Source organism: Streptomyces sp. 6N223 (assembly GCF_052246635.1).
Lineage (GTDB): Bacteria > Actinomycetota > Actinomycetes > Streptomycetales > Streptomycetaceae > Streptomyces.
The window spans coordinates 16,079-34,747 of sequence record NZ_JBQQCA010000037.1; the positions used below are offsets into that span (position 1 = coordinate 16,079).

At 73.1% G+C, this 18,669-nt stretch carries 16 protein-coding genes, 1 tRNA gene and 2 pseudogenes; 5 read left to right on the top strand and 14 right to left on the bottom strand.

Going from position 1 to position 18,669, the window contains the following annotated elements; genetic code table 11:
• Nucleotides 1–77 precede the first annotated feature (77 nt).
• The 3 genes from ACTWQH_RS21815 to hisN form a co-directional block, all read right to left on the bottom strand.
• Complete coding sequence (locus ACTWQH_RS21815; RefSeq protein ID WP_443288362.1) at nt 78–497, bottom strand: Fur family transcriptional regulator; 420 nt, start codon at nt 495–497, stop codon at nt 78–80.
• Nucleotides 498–747: 250 nt separating this feature from the next.
• Complete coding sequence (locus ACTWQH_RS21820) at nt 748–1,134, bottom strand: CBS domain-containing protein (RefSeq protein WP_443288404.1); 387 nt, start codon at nt 1,132–1,134, stop codon at nt 748–750.
• A gap of 174 nt (nt 1,135–1,308) precedes the next feature.
• Nucleotides 1,309–2,118: a histidinol-phosphatase gene (gene hisN, locus ACTWQH_RS21825; RefSeq protein ID WP_443288363.1), complete on the bottom strand. Its 810-nt coding sequence runs from the start codon at nt 2,116–2,118 to the stop codon at nt 1,309–1,311.
• A gap of 104 nt (nt 2,119–2,222) precedes the next feature.
• On the opposite strand from hisN, the gene ACTWQH_RS21830 reads away from it, so the two are divergent.
• Nucleotides 2,223–2,885, top strand: a complete 663-nt coding sequence (locus ACTWQH_RS21830) for a TetR/AcrR family transcriptional regulator (protein WP_443288364.1) — start codon at nt 2,223–2,225, stop codon at nt 2,883–2,885.
• Here the strand turns inward: ACTWQH_RS21830 and rsgA are convergent.
• The 6 genes and pseudogenes from rsgA to ACTWQH_RS21860 form a co-directional block, all read right to left on the bottom strand.
• Entirely contained in the window at nt 2,857–3,867 is a 1,011-nt protein-coding gene (gene rsgA, locus ACTWQH_RS21835) for a ribosome small subunit-dependent GTPase A (protein WP_443288365.1), read from the bottom strand. The genes ACTWQH_RS21830 and rsgA overlap by 29 nt on opposite strands.
• A gap of 13 nt (nt 3,868–3,880) precedes the next feature.
• Entirely contained in the window at nt 3,881–5,248 is a 1,368-nt protein-coding gene (aroA, locus tag ACTWQH_RS21840) for a 3-phosphoshikimate 1-carboxyvinyltransferase (protein WP_443288366.1), read from the bottom strand.
• 42 nt (nt 5,249–5,290) lie between these two features.
• Nucleotides 5,291–6,007: a M50 family metallopeptidase gene (locus tag ACTWQH_RS21845; protein WP_443288405.1), complete on the bottom strand. Its 717-nt coding sequence runs from the start codon at nt 6,005–6,007 to the stop codon at nt 5,291–5,293.
• Between the two features lie 8 nt (nt 6,008–6,015).
• Nucleotides 6,016–6,091: transfer RNA gene (locus ACTWQH_RS21850), tRNA-His, on the bottom strand.
• Nucleotides 6,092–6,167: 76 nt separating this feature from the next.
• Nucleotides 6,168–6,776, bottom strand: a complete 609-nt coding sequence (gene orn, locus ACTWQH_RS21855; protein ID WP_443288367.1) for an oligoribonuclease — start codon at nt 6,774–6,776, stop codon at nt 6,168–6,170.
• Between the two features lie 94 nt (nt 6,777–6,870).
• Nucleotides 6,871–7,983 (bottom strand): annotated as a pseudogene (locus ACTWQH_RS21860) (GlxA family transcriptional regulator); the annotation flags it as partial.
• Nucleotides 7,984–8,694: 711 nt separating this feature from the next.
• On the opposite strand from ACTWQH_RS21860, the gene ACTWQH_RS21865 reads away from it, so the two are divergent.
• Nucleotides 8,695–9,246 (top strand): universal stress protein, encoded by a 552-nt coding sequence (locus ACTWQH_RS21865; RefSeq protein WP_443288368.1) that lies wholly within the window; start codon nt 8,695–8,697, stop codon nt 9,244–9,246.
• 324 nt (nt 9,247–9,570) lie between these two features.
• Here ACTWQH_RS21865 and glmS read toward each other — a convergent pair whose 3' ends face one another.
• The 3 genes from glmS to ACTWQH_RS21880 all read right to left on the bottom strand — a co-directional run bounded on the left by glmS (nt 9,571) and on the right by ACTWQH_RS21880 (nt 12,434).
• On the bottom strand, nt 9,571–11,391 hold the full coding sequence (gene glmS / locus ACTWQH_RS21870; protein ID WP_443288369.1) for a glutamine--fructose-6-phosphate transaminase (isomerizing): 1,821 nt from the start codon (nt 11,389–11,391) through the stop codon (nt 9,571–9,573).
• A gap of 76 nt (nt 11,392–11,467) precedes the next feature.
• A complete protein-coding gene (locus tag ACTWQH_RS21875) occupies nt 11,468–11,743 on the bottom strand; it encodes a hypothetical protein (RefSeq protein WP_443288370.1) in 276 nt (91 codons plus the stop codon).
• A 94-nt stretch (nt 11,744–11,837) separates the two neighbouring features.
• Nucleotides 11,838–12,434: a TetR/AcrR family transcriptional regulator gene (locus tag ACTWQH_RS21880; RefSeq protein ID WP_443288371.1), complete on the bottom strand. Its 597-nt coding sequence runs from the start codon at nt 12,432–12,434 to the stop codon at nt 11,838–11,840.
• Between the two features lie 49 nt (nt 12,435–12,483).
• Here ACTWQH_RS21880 and ACTWQH_RS21885 point away from each other — a divergent pair.
• The 3 genes and pseudogenes from ACTWQH_RS21885 to ACTWQH_RS21895 all read left to right on the top strand — a co-directional run bounded on the left by ACTWQH_RS21885 (nt 12,484) and on the right by ACTWQH_RS21895 (nt 14,748).
• A pseudogene (locus ACTWQH_RS21885) lies at nt 12,484–13,297 on the top strand (SDR family NAD(P)-dependent oxidoreductase).
• Between the two features lie 10 nt (nt 13,298–13,307).
• Nucleotides 13,308–14,291 carry a GNAT family N-acetyltransferase gene (locus ACTWQH_RS21890; protein WP_443288372.1) on the top strand — a complete coding sequence of 328 codons (984 nt, stop codon included), beginning with the start codon at nt 13,308–13,310 and terminating at the stop codon, nt 14,289–14,291.
• Nucleotides 14,292–14,397: 106 nt separating this feature from the next.
• Nucleotides 14,398–14,748, top strand: a complete 351-nt coding sequence (locus tag ACTWQH_RS21895) for a VOC family protein (RefSeq protein ID WP_443288373.1) — start codon at nt 14,398–14,400, stop codon at nt 14,746–14,748.
• A 10-nt stretch (nt 14,749–14,758) separates the two neighbouring features.
• Here ACTWQH_RS21895 and ACTWQH_RS21900 read toward each other — a convergent pair whose 3' ends face one another.
• Together ACTWQH_RS21900 and ACTWQH_RS21905 are read right to left on the bottom strand one after the other, a co-directional pair.
• Nucleotides 14,759–15,340 (bottom strand): dihydrofolate reductase family protein, encoded by a 582-nt coding sequence (locus tag ACTWQH_RS21900; RefSeq protein WP_443288374.1) that lies wholly within the window; start codon nt 15,338–15,340, stop codon nt 14,759–14,761.
• Nucleotides 15,341–15,345: 5 nt separating this feature from the next.
• Nucleotides 15,346–18,588: an amidohydrolase family protein gene (locus tag ACTWQH_RS21905; protein ID WP_443288375.1), complete on the bottom strand. Its 3,243-nt coding sequence runs from the start codon at nt 18,586–18,588 to the stop codon at nt 15,346–15,348.
• Between the last annotated feature and the right edge of the window lie 81 nt (nt 18,589–18,669).

Consider the following 18,669-nt stretch of genomic DNA (forward strand, 5'->3'; position numbering starts at 1 on the left):
TACCCACCGTCGTTGCAAATCACCAAGCGCCAGGTCGATGACCCTCAGCTACCGCACCCGCACGAGCCGGCGAGCCGTCAGCCGAGGGCGGCGCACTCGGGACACCGCCCGTAGTACGTCACCGTGACCTCGGAGACGGTGAAGCCGAAACGCTCGGCCTCGGGCAGCACGGCCATCGGGTCGCCGCTGAGCCGGACGTCGCGGATGGCGCCGCAGCCGGAGCAGACCAGGTGCTGGTGGGGGTGGTGGGCGTTCGGGTCGTATCGCTTGGCACGGCCGTCGGTGGTGACCTCGATGACCTCGCCGAGGGCGACCAACTCGCCCAGCGTGTTGTACACGGAGGCCCGGGAGATCTCCGGCAGGCGCTCCACGGCCAGGGCGTGGATCTCGTCGGCCGTGTAGTGCACGTGCTCACCGTCCAGCACCTCGGCGATGACTCGCCGCTGTGCAGTGAGCCGCCAGCCGCGGTCACGGAGTCGATGGAGCAGGTCACTCATGGCTTCCACTGTAGTGGCGAGCCCTCATTTCGAACAGATTCATACATCTCCGAGCGCAATCTTGACTTAGACATAGTCCAAGATAGGATCGCATCAAGCACAGGAGCACGGCGAGCGGCCGCGGGACGCGGTCCAGGCCCTCCGCGCCCCATCCAGCCACTCGCCGTTCCGCCGGAGCGACCGGTCGCCTCCCCTTCAGGCGCCGGCCGCTCCGGCACGTGCGCACGCCGCCGTGCGCGGGTCGGTGGCGTTACGCGCTGCTGAGGACCGGGGTCCAGCAGCTGATGATGTCGCGGACCGAGACGATGCCGACCGCCTCCTGGCCCTCCAGCACGATCAGATGGCGGAAGCCGCCCTGCGTCATCGCGTAGGCGGCGTCGGCGAGCGTCCACTGGGGCGCGGCGAAGACCACGTCCGAGGTGGTGTGCGACCCGGCCCGCTCCTGGTCGGGGTCCTGGCCGAGGCCCACCGAGGTGAGCACGTCGCGTTCGGTGAGGATGCCGATCCCACTGGTGTCGGGATCGTAGACGACCGCGGCGCCGACCTTCCGGGCGGACATGAGCCGTGCGGCCTGGCGGAGTGTGTGATCGGGGCCGATGGTGAGGATAACGCTGGTCATGGCGTCGCGTACGAGCACGGGGACCGTCACCTCCTGAGGTGAAACACTCCCGATTGAGAGAGAATTCACAAGGTCACAAGCAGAGGAACTCTCATGCTCACATGAGCTCCCCCACCCAACAAGGGGGTGGGCGGCATATTCCGGACGCGACTAGTCGGACGAATGGTCAGGTGAAGGGATCAGGCCACGGGGTCAGGCGAACGAGCCGTAGGTGCCGAGGTATCCGAGCAGATCCTCGTGGAGCAGCCCGTTGGACGCCGCCGCGTTGCCGCCGTGCGGCCCGTCCCGCCCGTCCAGGCTGGTGAAACGGCCTCCCGCCTCCTCCACGACGACCGCCGGCGCCGCCATGTCCCACAGCGACAACTCCGGCTCGGCACAGACGTCCACCACCCCCTCGGCGACCATCATGTACGACCAGAAGTCGCCGTACGCACGGGTGCGCCAGCAGGCGCGCGCCAGGTCGAGGAAGCCGCTGAGCAGGCCACGCTCCTCCCAGCCCGAGAGCGAGGAGTAGGAGAAGGAGGAGTCCTCCAGCCGCGCCACGTCCGAGACCTTGAGCCGGGTCGCCGAGTACAGGCTGCGGCCGGTGTACGCCCCGCCGCCCTTCAACGCCCACCAGCGGCGGCCGAGCGCGGGCGCGGACACGACGCCGACGACGGGCTGGTCGCCGCGCTCGGCGCGCTCCGTCAGCGCGATCAGCGTCGCCCAGACCGGCACGCCGCGCACGTAGTTCGAGGTGCCGTCGATCGGGTCGATCACCCAGCGGCGCGGGCCGTGCCCCTCGCTGCCGAACTCCTCCCCCAGCACGGCGTCCCGGGGGCGGGCCCGCTGCAGCGACGACCTGATCAGGTCCTCCGCGGCCTTGTCCGCCTCGCTCACCGGAGTCATGTCCGGCTTGGTCTCGATCTTCAGATCGAGCGCCTTGAACCGTGCCATCGTCGCGGCGTCCGCCGCGTCGGCCAGCACGTGCGCGAGACGCAGATCATCGTGGTAGTCGGGCATGCCCGAAACAGTAATCCGCGCGCAGGCCGTCTTGACACCCCCTCTGACCGCGTCAATCCTGTCCCGCACCAGGCAGAGCCGTACCTGGAGGCGAGGAGGCAACGATGCCCACCGCGCGTGAATCCCTTCTGGAGGCCGCCCGCAACGCCGTTGAGCGCCGCCCGTGGCCGGTGGTGCGGATGGTGGAGGTGGCCGCCGCGGCCGGAGTTTCCCGGCAGACGCTCTACAACGAGTTCGGCGACAAGGCCGGGCTCGGCATCGCCCTGGTGGACCGGCAGGTCCGCCGGTTTCTCGACGGCTTCTCCAGCGGCCTCACCGAATCCCTCAGCGACCCGCCGGAGATCACCTCGGACGAGGCGCTGGCACGCGCCGCCGACTGGATGCTGTGGGCCGCCCGGCGCGACCGCATGGTGCGCGCGACCCTCACGGGCTGCCAGAGCTCCGAACTGCCCCCGAGCGCCGGGCAGGTCGGCCAGCCGGGCCAGCTCGTGGCGGAGCTGCGGGACCGCGCGCTCGGCGTGCTCGCGCGGCGCGACGAGGAGGCCACGGACCGGGGGGAGTTGGCGGGCCGCTGCGAGACCGCCATCCGGCTGGCGCTCTCCCACCTCGTCGCGCCGGCACCGGGCTCGGCCGCGCCGGGGCACGTGCCTCTCCCGCGCACCGGCTGGCGCCTCGACTCCACCGCCAACGCCGGGACGGGCGGGAACGCCGCCATGCAGCCGAGTCAGCGCGCCGCGCTCAGTCGCCCTCGCGGCGCTCCCGAGTAGCCAGCAGCCGCCGCAGCGAGGCGAGGCGCGCCGGTTCGGCGTGCCCCTCGGCCACCCAGTCGTCGAGCGCGCAGTCCGGCTCGTCGTGCCCGCAGGAGCGCGGGCAGCCCTCCGCGCCCGGCTCCAGGTCGGGGAAGGCCTGGATGACGCGCCCCGGGTCGACGTGGTGCAGGCCGAAGGAGCGCACGCCCGGGGTGTCCACGACCCAGCCCGCGTCGCCGGGCAGCGGCAGCGCGAGCGCGGCCACGGTGGTGTGACGGCCGCGCCCGGTCACGGGGTTGACCTCTCCGACCGCCCGCTCGCGCTCCGGAACCAGCGCGTTGACCAGCGTGGTCTTCCCGACGCCGCTGTGCCCGACGAACGCCGTGATCCGCCCGGCCAGCATCTCCCGCGCCCTCTCCACCGCCTCGCTGTCGGGCCCGAACGCCTCCGCGCTGGTCACCACGTGCCGCACCCCCAGCGGTGAGTACGCCGCCAGCAGCGGCCCGGGCGAGGCCAGGTCGGCCTTGGTGAGGATCAGCAGCGGGTCGAGCCCGGCGTCGAACGCGGCCACCAGGCAGCGGTCGATCAGCCGCGGCCGGGGCTCGGGGTCGGCGAGCGCGGTGACGATGGCGAGCTGGTCGGCGTTGGCGACCACCACCCGCTCGAACGGGTCGGTGTCGTCGGCGGTCCGCCGCAGCACCGAGGAGCGCTCCTCGACCCGCACCACCCGCGCCAGGGTGTCCTTGCGCCCCGACAGGTCGCCGACGACCGCCACCCGGTCGCCGACCACGACGCCCTTGCGCCCCAGCTCCCTGGCCTTCATCGCCAGCACGGTACGGCCCTCGACGAGGCAGGTGATGCGCCCCCGGTCCACGGTGGTGACGAAGCCCTCGGCCGCGTCCGCGTGCGCCGGACGCCGGTGGGTGCGCGGCCTGCTCCCGTGGCGGCTGGGCCTGACCCTGACGTCGTCCTCGTCGGTGTGCTTCCCGTACCGGCGCATGAGGGGGCGGCCTCTACGCTCTGGCTCCGTCGCCCGCGAGCATGCCGTGCCACAGCTCGGGGAAGCCGGGCATGGTCTTGCCGGTGGTGGCGATGTTCTCCACCTCCACGTCCTTCACGACCAGGCCGAGCACGGCCGCGGCCGTGGCCAGCCGGTGGTCGTCGTAGGTGTGGAAGACGCCGCCGTGCAGCTGGCGCGGGCGGATCCGCAGCCCGTCCTCGGTCTCGGTGACGTCGCCGCCCAGGGCGTTGATCTCCCTCGTCAACGCCGCCAGCCGGTCGGTCTCGTGCATCCGCAGGTGGGCGACGCCGCGCAGCACGCTCTCGCCCTCGGCGAGCGCGGCGACCGCCGCGATGCCCGGGGTGAGCTCCCCGACCTCGCTCAGGTCGGCGTCGATGCCGTGGACGCGGCCGCTGCCGGTGAAGGTCAGGCCCTGCTCGTCGAGGGTGCAGTCGCCGCCCATCTCGGTGAAGATCTGGCGCAGCGCGTCGCCGGGCTGGGTGGTGTGGGCGGGCCAGTCGGGGATGGTGACCCGGCCGCCGGTGACCAGGGTCGCGGCCAGGAACGGCTGGGCGTTGGACAGGTCGGGCTCGACCACGATGTCGCGCCCGAGCAGCGCGCCGGGCGTGACGCGCCAGACGTTCGGCTCGCCGCCGGAGTCGGGGGAGTCCACCTGCGCGCCGGCCGCGCGCAGCATGTCCACGGTCATGCGGATGTGCGGCAGCGAGGGCAGGGTGCGGCCGACGTGGCGCACCTCGACGCCCTGGTTGAAGCGGGGGGCGGACAGCAGCAGCGCGCTGATGAACTGCGAGGACGAGGAGGCGTCGACCTCGACCGGGCCGCCGTCGAGCGAGCCGATGCCGTGCACCGTGAGGGGCAGGCAGCCGCGGCCGTCGTCGTCGATGCGGGCGCCGAGGGAGCGCAGCGCGTCGAGCAGGCCGCGCAGCGGGCGCTGCCGGGCGCGCGGGTCGCCGTCGAAGGAGACCGGCCCCTCGGCGAGCGCCGCCAGCGGCGGCAGGAAACGCATCACGGTCCCGGCGTTCCCCACCTCCACGCGGGCCGGGGCCTGCGGGGTGCCGGGGATGACGCGCCACGCCTCGCCGCGCGCCTCGGGCAGGCCGGTGACGGCGGTTGAGGAGGCCGCGGTCTCCTCGATGCCGATGCCGAGGGAACGCAGCGCCTCGGCCATCAGCAGGGTGTCGCGGGAGCGCAGCGGGCGGCGCAGCCAGCCGGGGTCGGCGGCGAGCGCGGCCAGGATCAGAGCCCGGTTGGTCACCGACTTCGAGCCGGGCACGGTCACGGTCGCGTCCACCCCGCCGGAGGCGAGCGGCGCGGGCCAGAGGGCGGGGTTGTCGCCGAGTGCAGCGCGTTGCTCCGTCATACGACTCACTGTAGTGCGTGACGCTGAGTTAACCGCGAGAAATCAGCGCTCGACCAGCCAGCCGGCGCCGATGGCGAGGCAGGTGAGGGACACGACGAGGAAGAACAGCACCCACAGCAGGCCGGGGAGCCGGGTGAGGCGGGCGAGCTGGTCGGCGTCGGAGTCGCGGGCGGCGCCCCCGCGGCGTTTGCGCTGGAGCTCGATGACCGGGCGCACGCCGCCCAGCAGCAGGAACCACACGACGACGTAGGCGAACGCCGCCTGCACGTCGGGCTCGGTCAGCCAGGAGACGAGGAAGAACGCGGCGCCGGTGACCAGGACGGACAGCACGCCGTAGGCGTTGCGGATCATCACCAGCATGGCCAGCAACAGCGCGATGGCGCCCCACAGCAGGGCGGTGATGCGGCCGGCGGCCAGCAGCGCGGCGCCGCCGAGGCCGAGGAGGGAGGGGGCGGTGTATCCGGCGGCGGCGGTGAGGACCATGCCGAAGCCGGTGGGCTTGCCCCGGGAGACGGTCAGGCCCGAGGTGTCGGAGTGAAGGCGTATGCCCTGCAGGCTGCGGCCGGTGAGCAACGCCACCAGGCCGTGGCCGCCCTCGTGGGCGATGGTGATGGTGTTGCGGGCCAGCCGCCATATGCCGTATGGCCCCGCGACGGCCACGAGCGCGACGCCCGCGGCGAGCAGCACCAGCCAACGCTCCGGCTCCGGCTGGGTCCCCGTGACGCGGTCCCACAGCTCACCGAGATCGGCGGCGTCCACAATGTCCATGGGGTGAGCGACGGGACTCGAACCCGCGGCCACCTGGACCACAACCAGGTGCTCTACCAACTGAGCTACGCCCACCATGACCGGCATCGAATGCCTCGATCGGCCGGTACTGATGGTACATGCTCGCGGGGGCCGCCAGCGCCCGGGTTTATCACACCGCCGGTCGGTGCATCACGTGGTGCGCGGCGATGCGCTTGGCCTCGTCGGAGTCGGGGCCGGGCTGGGGCACGAAGATCGCCTCGCGGTAGTACCGCAGCTCGGCGATGGACTCCTTGATGTCGGCGAGGGCGCGGTGGTTCCCGTTCTTCTCGGGGCTGTTGAAGTAGACGCGCGGGTACCAGCGGCGGGCCAGCTCCTTGACGGAGGAGACGTCGATCACGCGGTAGTGCAGGTGCGACTCCAGGCTCGGCATGTCGCGGGCGAGGAAACCGCGGTCGGTGCCGACGGAGTTGCCGCAGAGGGGGGAGCGGCCCGGCTCGGGGGCGTACTCGCGCACGTACTCCAGCACCCGCTGCTCGGCGTCGGCCATCTCCGCGCCCCCGTCGAGCTCCTCCAGCAGGCCGGAGGAGGTGTGCATGGCGCGAACCACCTCGGGCATCGACACCAGGGCCGAGGCGGGTGGTCGGATGACGACGTCCACCCCCTCGCCGAGCACGTTGAGCTCGGAGTCGGTGACGAGGGCGGCCACCTCGATGAGCGCGTCGTCGGAGAGCGAGAGGCCGGTCATCTCGCAGTCGATCCACACCATGCGATCGTTCATGCGAACAACCTTACGCCGCGCCCCGCCTCGGTGACCTTTCGCGTCCGACCGTTTACGCCCGCGTACCGGCGAAGCCCTGGCCGGGACCCGGCTATGCCCTGTCCGGCCGCGCCCGCTGGCCGGGCAGGCGCGGCGAGAAGCCGTCGGTGGCCGGCTTGCCGCGGCCCGTGGCGGCGTCCTGCTGGCGCGCCCGGTACGCCGCCCGGTAGGCGGCCGGCGAGGCGCCGAGCTGGCGGCGGAAGTGTCCGCGCAGCGCGACCGGCGAGCGGAAGCCGCAGCGGCCGGCGACCTCGTCCACCGAGTAGTCGGAGACCTCCAGCAGCCGCTGCGCCTGGAGCACCCGCTGCGTGATCAGCCACTGCAGGGGAGCGCTCCCAGTCAGGGCACGAAAACGCCTGTCGAAGGTGCGGCGGCTCATGTACGCCCTGGCCGCGAGCGCCTCCACGTCGAACTGCTCGTGCAGGTGCTCCAGCGCCCAGGCGACGACCTCGGCCAGCGGGTCGGCGCCGATGTCCTCTGGTAAAGACCTGTCGAGATGGCGGTGGGGCGCGGCCTCGGTGCCGTTGGTGCCGCGGCGGGGCGGCAGCACCAGGCGGCGGGCGAGGGCGGCGGCGGCCTCCGGGCCGTGGTCCTGGCGCACGATGTGCAGGCACAGGTCGATCCCGGCGGCGGTGCCGGCGGAGGTCAGGATGTCGCCGTCGTCGACGAAGAGCTCCCGGGGGTCGACGTGGACCGACGGGTACCGCTTGGCGAGGGTGGGGGCGTACATCCAGTGGGTGGTGGCGGGGCGGCCGTCCAGCAGCCCGGCGGCGCCGAGGGCGAAGGCGCCGGTGTTCAGCCCGATGATCCGCGCGCCCTCGCTGTGCGCGCGGCGCAGCGCGGCCAGCGCGGCGGCCGGCGGCGGGCCGGTGATGGACCGCCAGGCGGGGACGATGACGGTGCCGGCGCGCGAGACCGCGCCCAGGCCGTAGGGCGCCCGCAGCTCAAGGCCGCCGGTGGTGCGCAGCGGCCCCTCCTCGCCCGCGCAGGCGAGCAGCCGGTAGCGCGGCACCCCCGCATCCTGGCGGTCGACGCCGAAGACGGACAGGGGGATGGAGCTTTCGAACATGGGGCTGCCGCTGAACAGCACCACCGCGACGATCTCTCGGCGGCGCCGGGCGGCGAGCTTGACGGCGGGCTCGGGGCCGTGCGTTGGGTCCTGGCTCATGCTCCTCAGTTCCCTCGGTTCGTCGCATCCTCTCGGTCCTGCACGTTTCCCCCGACGTGATGGCCAAGATCGAATCTACTGTGTCGGATGAGCTCGGCGGGACACATTCATCACTCGGCGCTTAATCGACATGACAACGTGGCGCGAAGCATTCGATCAGGAAGCGTTACACGTGGGAGCAGTTGGGGGAAGTGCGCCTGTCTCAGTCGCAGGTCACCGGCGCTGTGTCCGGAGGGCCGGACGGCCGGGCGCGGCCTGAAGATCCGTCTACCTCTCGTGATGCTCAAGGGGTTGGTGGGGTGGATGTGGAAGGTGTGGCGGGTGTGGGGAAGTTGGCCGAAAATATAACCTGTCAGTCCGGGCGCCGAGTCGGTCATCCCCGGTCATCACGGACGCCGCCGCTGGCCGGGAGCTCCCCGCGCTCCCCGTGCTCCCCGTGCGCCCCTCGTGCCCCCGCCCGTGCCGGTGCGTAGAGGTGCAGAACGCGCCACGGACACCGATGGTCACGCTCCGACAGCAGACGTACCTGAATGTGTACGAAAGCATTGCGCCGCGCGGCGGCCATGCGGCATGCTGCACGGTCAATAGCTTCAGGGATTGAAGCAGTCTCTGGTTCACGCGTTATGTCATCCCGCCGCCGTCGCCGTACCCTGGAAGCTCTGGAGGTCACACCAGTGGAAGCGTCCTCACTGACCCACCGCTGAGGCTCCGATGGCTGGATACGAGTTCCCCGAACCTGCGGATCGCAGGCGACCCAGGCACGTCGTCGATCCGGCGGCCTTCACGCCCGACGCCGACTCCGGCGCCGATCCGGCGGCGGAGGAGCGCACCACGCAGGACCCGGCGTTCCGGCACGGCGTGGTCGTGGGCTTCGACGGCTCCACGTCGAGCGAGCGTGCGCTGGCGTATGCCGTGGGCATGGCCAAGCGCTCCGGCTCCGGCCTGATCATCGTCCACGTGGCCAACCGGCTGCCGACCACCGTGTGGGCCGGCTGCGAGCCGCCCGCCCTCGTCGATGTGCCCGACCACCGCACCGAGGTGCTGGGTCTGGAGCTCGCCTGCGCCGAGCACCTGGCCGACGTGCCCTGGGTGCTCCTGGAGCGCGGCGGAGACATCTGCCACGAGCTGGAGGAAGTCGGCCGGGAGTACGAGGCGGACGCCATCGTGGTGGGCACCACCCATGGCATCCTCGGCCGCCTCTTCGGCTCGGTCTCCGGCCGCCTGGCGCGGCGCGCGCAGCGCCCGGTGGTCGTGATTCCGTGACCGGTCGGTAGACACTCACCGGTCATTCACCAAATAAGCCAGCCGTGAGGGGTGGATTGTGCGCTTGTGATGGGCATAAAGGGGAACAGGCGACTTTGACTTGGGGATGCCTTCGGGCTGACCTCGGGGACTATGGCCGCCCGGCGGGAGGTGACGGACCCGTCGGCGGCTTCTCCAGCCGGCGTAATGGGCGACGCCGGCACCAGATGGCGGCCCCCGGGAGTGCGTTTGGTGGCACGCACTCCGCGGGGGCCGCCGTATCTTTGCCCTTCTTCCCTTCTTCCCTTTTGTCCCTTTGCCCTTCTGCACGATCCTTCGTCCGACTTACTCCACAGTGACCGACTTGGCAAGATTGCGCGGCTTGTCGATGTCGCGGCCGAGCGCCAACGCCGTGTGGTACGCCAGCAGCTGAAGCGGGATGCCCATCAGCACCGGGTCCAGCTCGGGCTCGTTGCGCGGCACCACGATCGTGTCGTCGGCCTTGGGCTGCTCCTGGTGCGCCACCGCCAGGATCCGCCCCTGGCGGGCCTTGATCTCCTCCAGCGTGGCGCGGTTCTTCTCCAGCAGCTCGTCGCCGGGGATGATCGCGACCGTCGGGACGGAGGGCTCGATGAGCGCGAGCGGCCCGTGCTTCAGCTCCGAGGCCGGATACGCCTCGGCGTGGATGTAGGAGACCTCCTTGAGCTTCAGCGACGCCTCCTTGGCGACGGGGAAGCCGCGCACCCGCCCGACGAACATCATGCTCCTGGACTCGGCGAGCCCGGCGGCCAGCGCCGCGATGCGGTCCTCCTGCCGCAGGATCTCCGCGATCTGCTCCGGCAGGCGGCGCAGCCCCTCGATGAGCCGCTTGCCGTCGGCGACCGAGAGGTCACGGATGCGGCCCAGGTGGATGGCGAGGAGCGCGAAGGCGACGGCGGTGTTGGTGAAGCACTTGGTGGAGACCACGCAGACCTCGGGTCCGGCGTGGACGTAGACGCCGCCGTCGGTCTCGCGCGCGATCGCGGAGCCGACGACGTTGACCACGCCGAGCACCATCGCGCCCTTGCGCTTGAGCTCCTGCACGGCGGCCAGGGTGTCGTAGGTCTCGCCGGACTGGCTGACCGCGACGTAGAGGGTGTCGGGGTCGACGACGGCGTTGCGGTAGCGGAACTCGCTGGCGGGCTCGGCGTCGGCCGGGACGCGGGCCAGCTCCTCGATCATCTGCGCGCCGATCAGGCCCGCGTGGTACGCCGAGCCGCAGCCGAGGATCTTCACCCGGCGCATGGCGCGAGCGCCGCGGGCGTCGAGGTTGAGGCCGCCGAGCTTGACCGTGGCGAACCGGTCGTCGATCCGGCCGCGCAGCACCCGGTCCACGGCGTCGGGCTGCTCGGCGATCTCCTTGTGCATGTACGTGTCGTGGCCGCCCATGTCGTAGCTCTCCGCCTCCCACTCCACGGTGGTGGGCGAGGCGGCGGTGCGGGAGCCGTTGTTGGTGTAGGTGCGGTAGTCGTCGGCCTTGAGGGTGGCCATCTCGCCGTCGTCGAGGGTGATGACCTGGCGGGTGTGGCTGACCAGCGCGGCGACGTCGGAGGCGACGAACATCTCCTTCTCGCCGATGCCGAGCACGACCGGGGAGCCGTTGCGGGCGACGACGATCCGGTCGGGGAAGTCGGCGTGGAGGACGGCGATCCCGTAGGTGCCCTCGACGTGTCGCAGCGCCTCGCGGACCTTCTCCTCCAGGGTGGTCGGCTGGGCGCGGGCGATCAGGTGGGCCAGCACCTCGGTGTCGGTCTCCGAGGCGAGCTCGACGCCGTCGGCGGTGAGCTTGGCGCGCAGCTCGGAGCAGTTGTCGATGATGCCGTTGTGGACGACGGCGACCTTGCCCTTGGCGTCCAGGTGCGGGTGGGCGTTGACGTCGTTGGGCGCCCCGTGGGTGGCCCAGCGGGTGTGGGCGATCCCGGCGGTCCCGGCGAAGCGGGCGGGGACGCGCTCCTCGAGCTCGCGGACCCGGCCCTTGTACTTCACGGCCTTGATCCCGCCCGCCCGGCCGCTGGAGTGGATGGCGATGCCGGCGGAGTCGTAGCCCCGGTACTCCAGCCGTTGAAGGCCCTCCAGCAGCAGGGGCGCAACATCACGTTTGCCGATATATCCGACGATCCCGCACATAAAGACTCTGCTCCTTCTCCTGCTGCTGATCTCTTGCTTGTTCCCGGCGGTCGGTGAACGGCGGACGCCGACCGCGCTAGCCGTAGACGATCCGGCGAAGCTGCCGCAGCGACAGCTGCGGTGGCGACACCGCCCGGCGCGGCAGCTCGTCGGCGATCCGGCCGAAGATCGCCTCGTTGCCCATCCCCCGTGCCCGCAGCTCCCGGTGCCGCCGCCGCACGAACTCCTCGACCGTCTCGTCGAAGTACGCCAGCACGTCGAGCACCACCCGCGCGGCCTCGCCGCGCCCGAGCGGCGTGCTGCGCACGAGGTGGTCCACAAGGTCGTCATGACCGTTCGACGTCGAGAGCACCCCCTGATAGTGCTCATCGGCCGCGCGTTTCGCAAGAATTGTGCCCGATATCGGGCACGCGCGTGTCGTTTGGCGCCCGGGCGCGCCGCGGCGGTCAGCCGAAGTCGTCGCCGAACGCCGCGCCGAGGGCCGTGGCGACCAGGGCGGGGAGGTCGGGGACGCCGTCCTCCTGCGCCCAGCGCGTGATCGCGACCTCCATCGCCGCGAGGCAGGTGCTCGCCACCACCCACGTGCGGAACTCTGCCTCGGGGTCGGGGGCGTCGCCCAGCAGGGCGTCGGCGACGGCCTTCTGGGTGGCGTACTGGCTGTCCAGGTGGCGGGCGCGCAGGGCGGGCGTGTCGATCATCAGGCGGAGGCGGGCGAGCAGCAGGTCCCTGCCGGGGGGCTCGGCGGCGATGCGGGCCGCCTCGACCAGGGCCGTGCCGATGCGGCGCACCAGGGGCTCGCCGGCGGGCCGGGCGGCGACGCGGGCGGCGATGAGGGGGTCGTACCGGCCGTGGAGGACCAGGTCTTCCTTGGTCGGGAAGTGCCGGTAGACGGTCATGGGCGACACGCCGGCGGCCGCCGCGACCTCGTTGACGGTGGTCGCGTCGTAGCCGCGCTCGGCGAAGAGCCGCATCGCGTGCGACTGGATGGCCCGTTGGGTCTCCGCGCGGCGGCGCTCGCGCAGGCTTGGCGCCTCGTCCCTCATGTGATAGACACTATCGCAGTGGTAGTCACTAACACATTGGAGGGGTGGGATGGGTGTGGGTGTGGGTATGACGGGCGGCAGGACCGCCGTGGTGACCGGCGCCTCGCGCGGGATCGGGCGGGCCGTCGCGGAACGCCTCGCGGCCGACGGCGCGGACGTCGCCGTGACCTAGCGGCGGGACGAGGCGGCGGCGCGGGAGACGGTCGCGCGGATCGAGCGGGCCGGCGGGTCGGCGTTCGCCGTGCGGGCCGAGCTGGGGGTGGAGGGCGACGTGGACGCCCTGTTCGCGGGCCTGGAGGGCTGGCTGGCCGGGCGGGCGGGCGCTGGAGGACATCCTGGTCAACAACGCCGCCGCCGCGCCGGCCGGGCCGATCGAGACGGACAGCCCGGACGCGTTCGACCGCCTCTTCGCCGTGAACGTGAGGGCACCGTACTTCATCATCCAGCGGGCGCTCCCGCTGATGCGCGACGGCGGGCGCATCGTCACCCTGTCCTCGGTGGCCACCCGCGCGGCCAACCCGGGGCAGACCTCCTTCGCCATGACCAAGGGCGCGGTGGAGACGATGAGCCGGACGCTGGCGAGCGCGCTGGGCGTGCGCGGGATCACGGTGAACGCCGTGGCGCCGGGCGCCACCAGGACCGAGGCGAACGCGGCGCTGTTCGAGGCGCCGGGGACGGAGGAGTTCCTCGCGGGGATGACCGCGCTCGACCGGCTCGGGCGGGCGGAGGACGTGGCCGGCGCCGTGGCGTTCCTCGCCTCCGACGACGGCCGCTGGGTCACCGGCCAGGTCCTCGACGTCAGCGGCGGCCTCCACCTGGGGCTGCGGGGCTCGCAGGGCCCGGCGATGGCGGCCGGGGCATGAAGGCCGGGGCATGACGGCCGCCCGGCTGCGGCCCGCACGCGGCACCGAGGGCGAGTACGCCGCCATCGCCGAGGTGCACCGCCGCGGCGCCGAGCACGACGGGCTCGACCCGCGCTCCGCGCTGGAGCCGGTGCCGAGCGCGGCGGACGTGGCCGAGCGCGCCGGCGCCCTCGCCGATCCCGGCCTCGACCAGCGGGTCGTCGAGGCCGGCGGCCGGCTCGTCGGCCACGTGTACGTGGTGTGGTGGCCCGAGGAGGACGGCACCCGGGTCTTCCTGCACCGCGGCTGTCTGCTCCCGGAGTTCCGGGGGCGGGGCATCGGCACCGCCATGCTGGGCTGGGCCGAGCGGCGCGCCCGCGCGATGGCCGCGAGCCTGCCGCCCGGCCGCGACGTGCTGGGCGGCAACGCGGCGCGAAGGGAGACCGCCGCCACCTCGCTGCTGCTCGACCACGGGTACGCGCCCGCGCTGCGCCTGGGCGAGTACCGGTACCGGCTGCCGGGCGGCGCGCCCGTCGCGGAGCCGCACGGCACCGGCGTGCGGGCCGCGACGACGGACGAGGAGTACGCCGCGCTGTGGGAGCTGATCGAGGTCAGCTACCGGGGACGGCCCGGCATCCCGCTGGGTACCGAAGCCCACCGGCGGCGTTTCGTCGAGCGCGCGCGCTCCATGACCTGGCTGGCGGCGTGGGACGGGGCGGCACCGGTCGGCTGCACCGGCCTCGCCGTCGACGAGGACGCCGCGCCGCGCGCCCGGATCATGGAGCTGTCCGTTCACCCCGCCCACCGACGCCGCGGCATCGGCCGGGCCCTGCTGCTGCACGGCCTGAGCGTGGCACGTGCGCGGAACGCCGCCGAGGTGAGGCTGTGGACCAACCTCGAGGGCCCGCAGCGCGCGTTCGAGCTGTACGAGGACGCCGGCTTCCGGCAGGTCGCGGAGTTCGTCCGCTACCGGCGGGCTCTGGAGCCCGGTCCTCACCGGCACGCGGCCGCGTAAGGTCGCCACACCCGCGCCGCCGGGGTTACACGATGTCGCCCGGGTGTCAGTGGCGAGCGCCATCATGGGGATCAAGGCCAGTCACCGATGTCGCAGGGAGCCAGCCATGTCCGTTCGTCGCGTCATGCCCGACATCCGCTCCGAGGCGTTCGCGGAGAGCCGGGACTTCTACGGCCTGCTCGGTCTTGAGGAGGTCATGAACCTGGGCTGGGTCATGACGCTCGCCTCGCCCTCGAATCCCACCGCGCAGGTCACCTTCATGCGCCACGACGCGACCGCGCCCGTCGTGCCCGACATGAGCGTCGAGGTGGCGGACGTGGACGCGGCGTACGCGGCGATGCGCGACAGCGGCGCGGAGATCGTGCACGAGCTGCGGGACGAGGAGTGGGGCGTGCGCCGGTTCTTCGTGCGGGATCCGAACGGGCGCGTGGTGAACGTGCTGGGGCACCGGATATGACGGAGAGCCGCTACGGGAGAGGCGTCGCCTTCGTGCCCCGAGCGCGGTAGCGGAGGTGGACGACGCCGCCCGCGAAGCGGCGTTCGTCCAGCAGGTCGAGGGTGACGCGCACGCCGTCGGGGAGGAACGGCTTGCCGCCGCCGACGACGATCGGGTTGAGGAAGAGGTGGTACTCGTCGACGAGGCCCGCCGCGATGGCGCGAGCGGCGAGGGCAGGGCCGCCGATGGCGATGTCGCGGGTGGCCGTGGTCTTGAGGCGGCGGATCGCCTCGGGGTCGAAGCGCCGCTCGATCCGGGTGCGGGCGGTGGAGGGCGCCTGAAGGGTGGTGGAGTAGACGATCTTGTCGGCGGCCTGCCACAGCTCGGCGAAGTCGCGCATGAGGGGCGACTGTCCGGCGAGGGAGGGGTCGGTCTCCCAGCCGGTCATCACCTCGTACATGCGGCGTCCGTAGACGTGGGTGCCGACGGACCGGGTCAGGTCGTTGACGAAGGCGTGGACCTCCTCGTCCGGCATGCTCCAGTCGAACCTGCCGGACGGGTCCTCGATGTAGCCGTCGAGGGACGTGATCCCCGTGTAGATCAGCTTGGCCATGCGTCTCAGTGTGCCCCGTCGCAGCAGCTGTCGCGGCGCATGCGGTGACCGACCACCTCCCAGTCGTGCAGGGCCTCGGCCGTCACCTCGGCCTCGTCGAAGGAGGCGATCAGCTCGGACTGCCGGAAGGGCGTGCCGCCACGCAGGACGGACTCGGTGCGCACGAGAGCGTCGAAGTCGGTGAAGGGGTCGCCGTCGACGATGGTGGCGTCGGCGAGCCTCCCCTCGGTGAGGGTGCCGAGGTCGGCGTCGGCGCCGAAGACGCGGGCGGGCAGCAGCGTCGCGGTGCGCAGGGTCTCGGCCGGGGTCAGGCCCGCGCGGTGGAGAGCGCGCAGGGCGAGGTGGAGGTGGAGTCCGACGGGGACGAGGGGCTGGTCGGTACCGAGGGCGACCAGGCCGCCGCCGGCGAGGATGCGGCGGTAGATCGCGGTCTCGGTGTCGAGGGAGGCCAGCTCGGCGGCGGTCGGCGGCGTGCCTGCGCGGGTGCGGACGCTGGCGACGTCCCACGGCGGCATGAGGGTGGTGACGCGGGAGTCGTCGGCGAGCGCGGGGTCGGCGCCGAGCAGGGCCAGCGCGGTGAACGGGGTGGCGATGAGGTGGAACGCGGCGCCCGCGGCCGTGTAGATCTCGGTGAGGTCGGCGTACGCCTGCCCGGTGGCGGTGGTGGCGTGGCCGAACTCCAGGCGCTGCGTGGCCTGGAGGTGGGTGGTCAGGTCCTGGCCGAGCTGCACGCCGGGGGTGCACAGGTGGCTGCCGCTGCGTACGCCGAGCTCGTCGTGGGCGAACGCCGCGGCCTCGGCCATCAGCCAGCCGGGGGCGCGGACGTAGGTCTTGACGAAGTCCCAGTCCAGGGCCTTCGCGCGGTCGAGGGAGCGGTGCAGTCCCTCGGGCGTGCGGTGGGCGCGGCCCATGCTGTACGCCACGCGGGAGCCGTCGAGGAGTTCGCCGGTGGCCAGCAGGCGGGGTCCGGCGAGGTCGCCGGCGGCGACGGCCTCGCGGATGCGGGCCTGTTCGTAGGCGAAGCCGCCGAGGGAGACGGCTGTGGTGATGCCGTAGGCGAGCTGGAGCGCGGTCTGACGGCCGCCGTACATGTACTGGTAGGGGTGGGTGTGGGAGTCCCACAGGCCCGGGATCACGGTCTTGTCGGAGGCGTCGACGCGGTGGGCGGCGGCGCGGCCGGGGCGGTGGGGCTCGACGGCGGTGACGCGGCCGCCGCGGATGATCACGTCGGCGTCGTCGAGGACCGCGTCGCCGGTGCCGTCCCACAGGCGCCCGGCGTGCAGCACGGTGGTGTCGGGCGCGGGCGGGCGGCGGTAGGTGAGGCGCAGCGGGACGGTGCGCGGGGCGCCGCCGTCGACGGAGACCGTGCGCAGCGTGCCGGCGGAGAGGTAGAGGAGGGTGCGGGAGTCGCCGGACCAGGTGGGGTGGTCGGCGGCCTCGGTGGTGAGGCGGCGGGGCGGGCCGTCCGGCGTTCCGTCGGGCTGGACGGGGAGGAGGTACAGCGCGGAGTCGGCGATGACGGCGAGGTGGCGGCCGTCGGGGGACCAGGCGGGGCCGGAGGCGAAGCGGTCGGAGAGGGAGGCGTGGGGCTCGAGGGCGTGGAGGGCGTAGGAGCCGGTGTCGGCGTTGACGACGCGGATGAGGTTGTAGCCCTCGCGGAAGCGCTGGTTGAGGCGGTTGCGGTCGACGAGGGCGAGGTGGCGGCCGTCGGGGGACCAGCTCGGCGCGCCCGGCAGGCCGTTGGCGCCGACGGGCGTGGCGAGGGTGCGTTCCTCGCCCGTGGCGAGGTCGCGGAGGAGGAGGTTGCCGGAGAGGTCGAGGCAGGCGAGGCGGGTGCCGTCCGGGGAGAGCGCGGGATACATGCGGCCGCCGGTGGCGAGCACGGTGTCGGAGTTGGTGGCCAGGTCGCGTCGGTGGACGGCGAAGAGGCCGTCGCCGTCGGTGCCGTCGTCGAGGGAGTAGAGGAGGGCGCGGCCGTCGGGGGTCCAGGCGGGGGCGGTGACGTAGCGGGTGGCGGCGGCCTGGAGGACCTTGCGCGGGGCGCCGTGGCCGGAGACGGGCGCGGTCCACAGGGCGTTGAGGGCGACGAACGCCACGCGGCGGCCGTCCGGGGAGAGCACGGGCTGCTGCACGCCGCGCACGTCGTGGCGGCCACCGGTGGCGAGGTCGTAGGGCTTGACACGGTAGCGGGGGCGTTCGACGGGGAGGGTCGCGGTGAAGGGGATCTCGGCGGAGGCGTCGGGGTCGCTGGGGGCGTTGGGGGCGTTGGGGCGGAGGATGCGGAACTGGCCGCCGGCGGTGAGGAGGAGCTCGTCGCGGGAGATCCAGCGGGGCGGGACGGGCAGCACGCCGCCGTCCACGGGGACGGGCTCGCCGTCGACGACGAGGGTGCAGCTGGCAGCCGGTGCGGCGGTGGTGCGGAGGTAGGCGAGGCGGCCGTCGGGCGAGACGGCCGGGGTCATCAGCTGGGCGGTGGCGGGCCCGGCGTCGGTGTGCTCGGTGGTGACGGGGCCGGCGCCGTCGGCGGGGGCCGAGGCGATGGTGCGGGAGGCCAGGGTCGGGGTGCCGGTGGTGGTGAGGGAGCCGCGGACGAACAGCAGGCGTCGGCCGTCCGGGGACCAGGCGGGGTCGAAGTCCTCGTGCCAGCCGTCCTGGAGGGGGCCGTCCTGGCCGGGGACGCCGGTGACGCGGGTGAGTTCGCCGGTGCGGACGTCGACGACCCAGATGCGGTAGGGGCTGCCCGCGACGGTGTCGCCGCCGCGTTCTGAGGCGAACGCGATGCGGGTGCCGTCCGGGGACCAGGCGGGGCCGCGGGCGTCGAACGGGCCGTCGGTGAGCTGGCGCAGGCCGGTGCCGTCGGGGCGCAGCGTCCAGATGTGGAAGCCGCCGCCCTGGTAGGCGGCGACGGCGAGCGTGCGGCCGTCGGGGGAGAAGACGGGGCGGGTGGGTTCGAGGTCGGGCGGGGTGAGGGGGGTGGCCTCGCCGCCGTCGCGGGGGATGGCCCACAGGATGTTCTGCACCTCGGCGACGAGGAGGTCACCGGAGGGGGAGAGCGTGGCCGAGCCGTTGGTGGCTGCAGTGAACCGGAGGTGGGCAGGGGAGAGAGTGAGGGAGCGGGTGCCGGTGGTCGCGGCGTCCGCGGTGGCGGCGGGCGCGAGGGCGGAGACAGCGGCGGAGGTCGCGGCGGTGGCGGCGGTGGCTTGGAGGAAGGTGCGGCGGGAGAGTTCGGTGCTCAGCGGAGGCTCCAAGGTCCGGCGTGCGGGTGGTGGAAGTGGGGGGAGCAGGGGGCGGCGGCGCCAGAACGGCCGTGCGGCGCTGCCGCCCCCTGC

Excerpts from the sequence above, each read along its gene's own strand:
- aroA (WP_443288366.1), bottom strand. The coding sequence starts at position 5,248 with ATGACGGAGCAACGCGCTGCACTCGGCGACAACCCCGCCCTCTGGCCC.
- orn (WP_443288367.1), bottom strand. The coding sequence starts at position 6,776 with ATGAACGATCGCATGGTGTGGATCGACTGCGAGATGACCGGCCTCTCG.
- ACTWQH_RS21890 (WP_443288372.1), top strand. The coding sequence starts at position 13,308 with ATGACGGCCGCCCGGCTGCGGCCCGCACGCGGCACCGAGGGCGAGTAC.
- ACTWQH_RS21865 (WP_443288368.1), top strand. The coding sequence starts at position 8,695 with ATGGCTGGATACGAGTTCCCCGAACCTGCGGATCGCAGGCGACCCAGG.
- ACTWQH_RS21895 (WP_443288373.1), top strand. The coding sequence starts at position 14,398 with ATGTCCGTTCGTCGCGTCATGCCCGACATCCGCTCCGAGGCGTTCGCG.
- ACTWQH_RS21900 (WP_443288374.1), bottom strand. The coding sequence starts at position 15,340 with ATGGCCAAGCTGATCTACACGGGGATCACGTCCCTCGACGGCTACATC.
- ACTWQH_RS21830 (WP_443288364.1), top strand. The coding sequence starts at position 2,223 with ATGCCCACCGCGCGTGAATCCCTTCTGGAGGCCGCCCGCAACGCCGTT.
- ACTWQH_RS21880 (WP_443288371.1), bottom strand. The coding sequence starts at position 12,434 with ATGAGGGACGAGGCGCCAAGCCTGCGCGAGCGCCGCCGCGCGGAGACC.
- glmS (WP_443288369.1), bottom strand. The coding sequence starts at position 11,391 with ATGTGCGGGATCGTCGGATATATCGGCAAACGTGATGTTGCGCCCCTG.
- rsgA (WP_443288365.1), bottom strand. The coding sequence starts at position 3,867 with ATGCGCCGGTACGGGAAGCACACCGACGAGGACGACGTCAGGGTCAGG.
- hisN (WP_443288363.1), bottom strand. The coding sequence starts at position 2,118 with ATGCCCGACTACCACGATGATCTGCGTCTCGCGCACGTGCTGGCCGAC.
- ACTWQH_RS21815 (WP_443288362.1), bottom strand. The coding sequence starts at position 497 with ATGAGTGACCTGCTCCATCGACTCCGTGACCGCGGCTGGCGGCTCACT.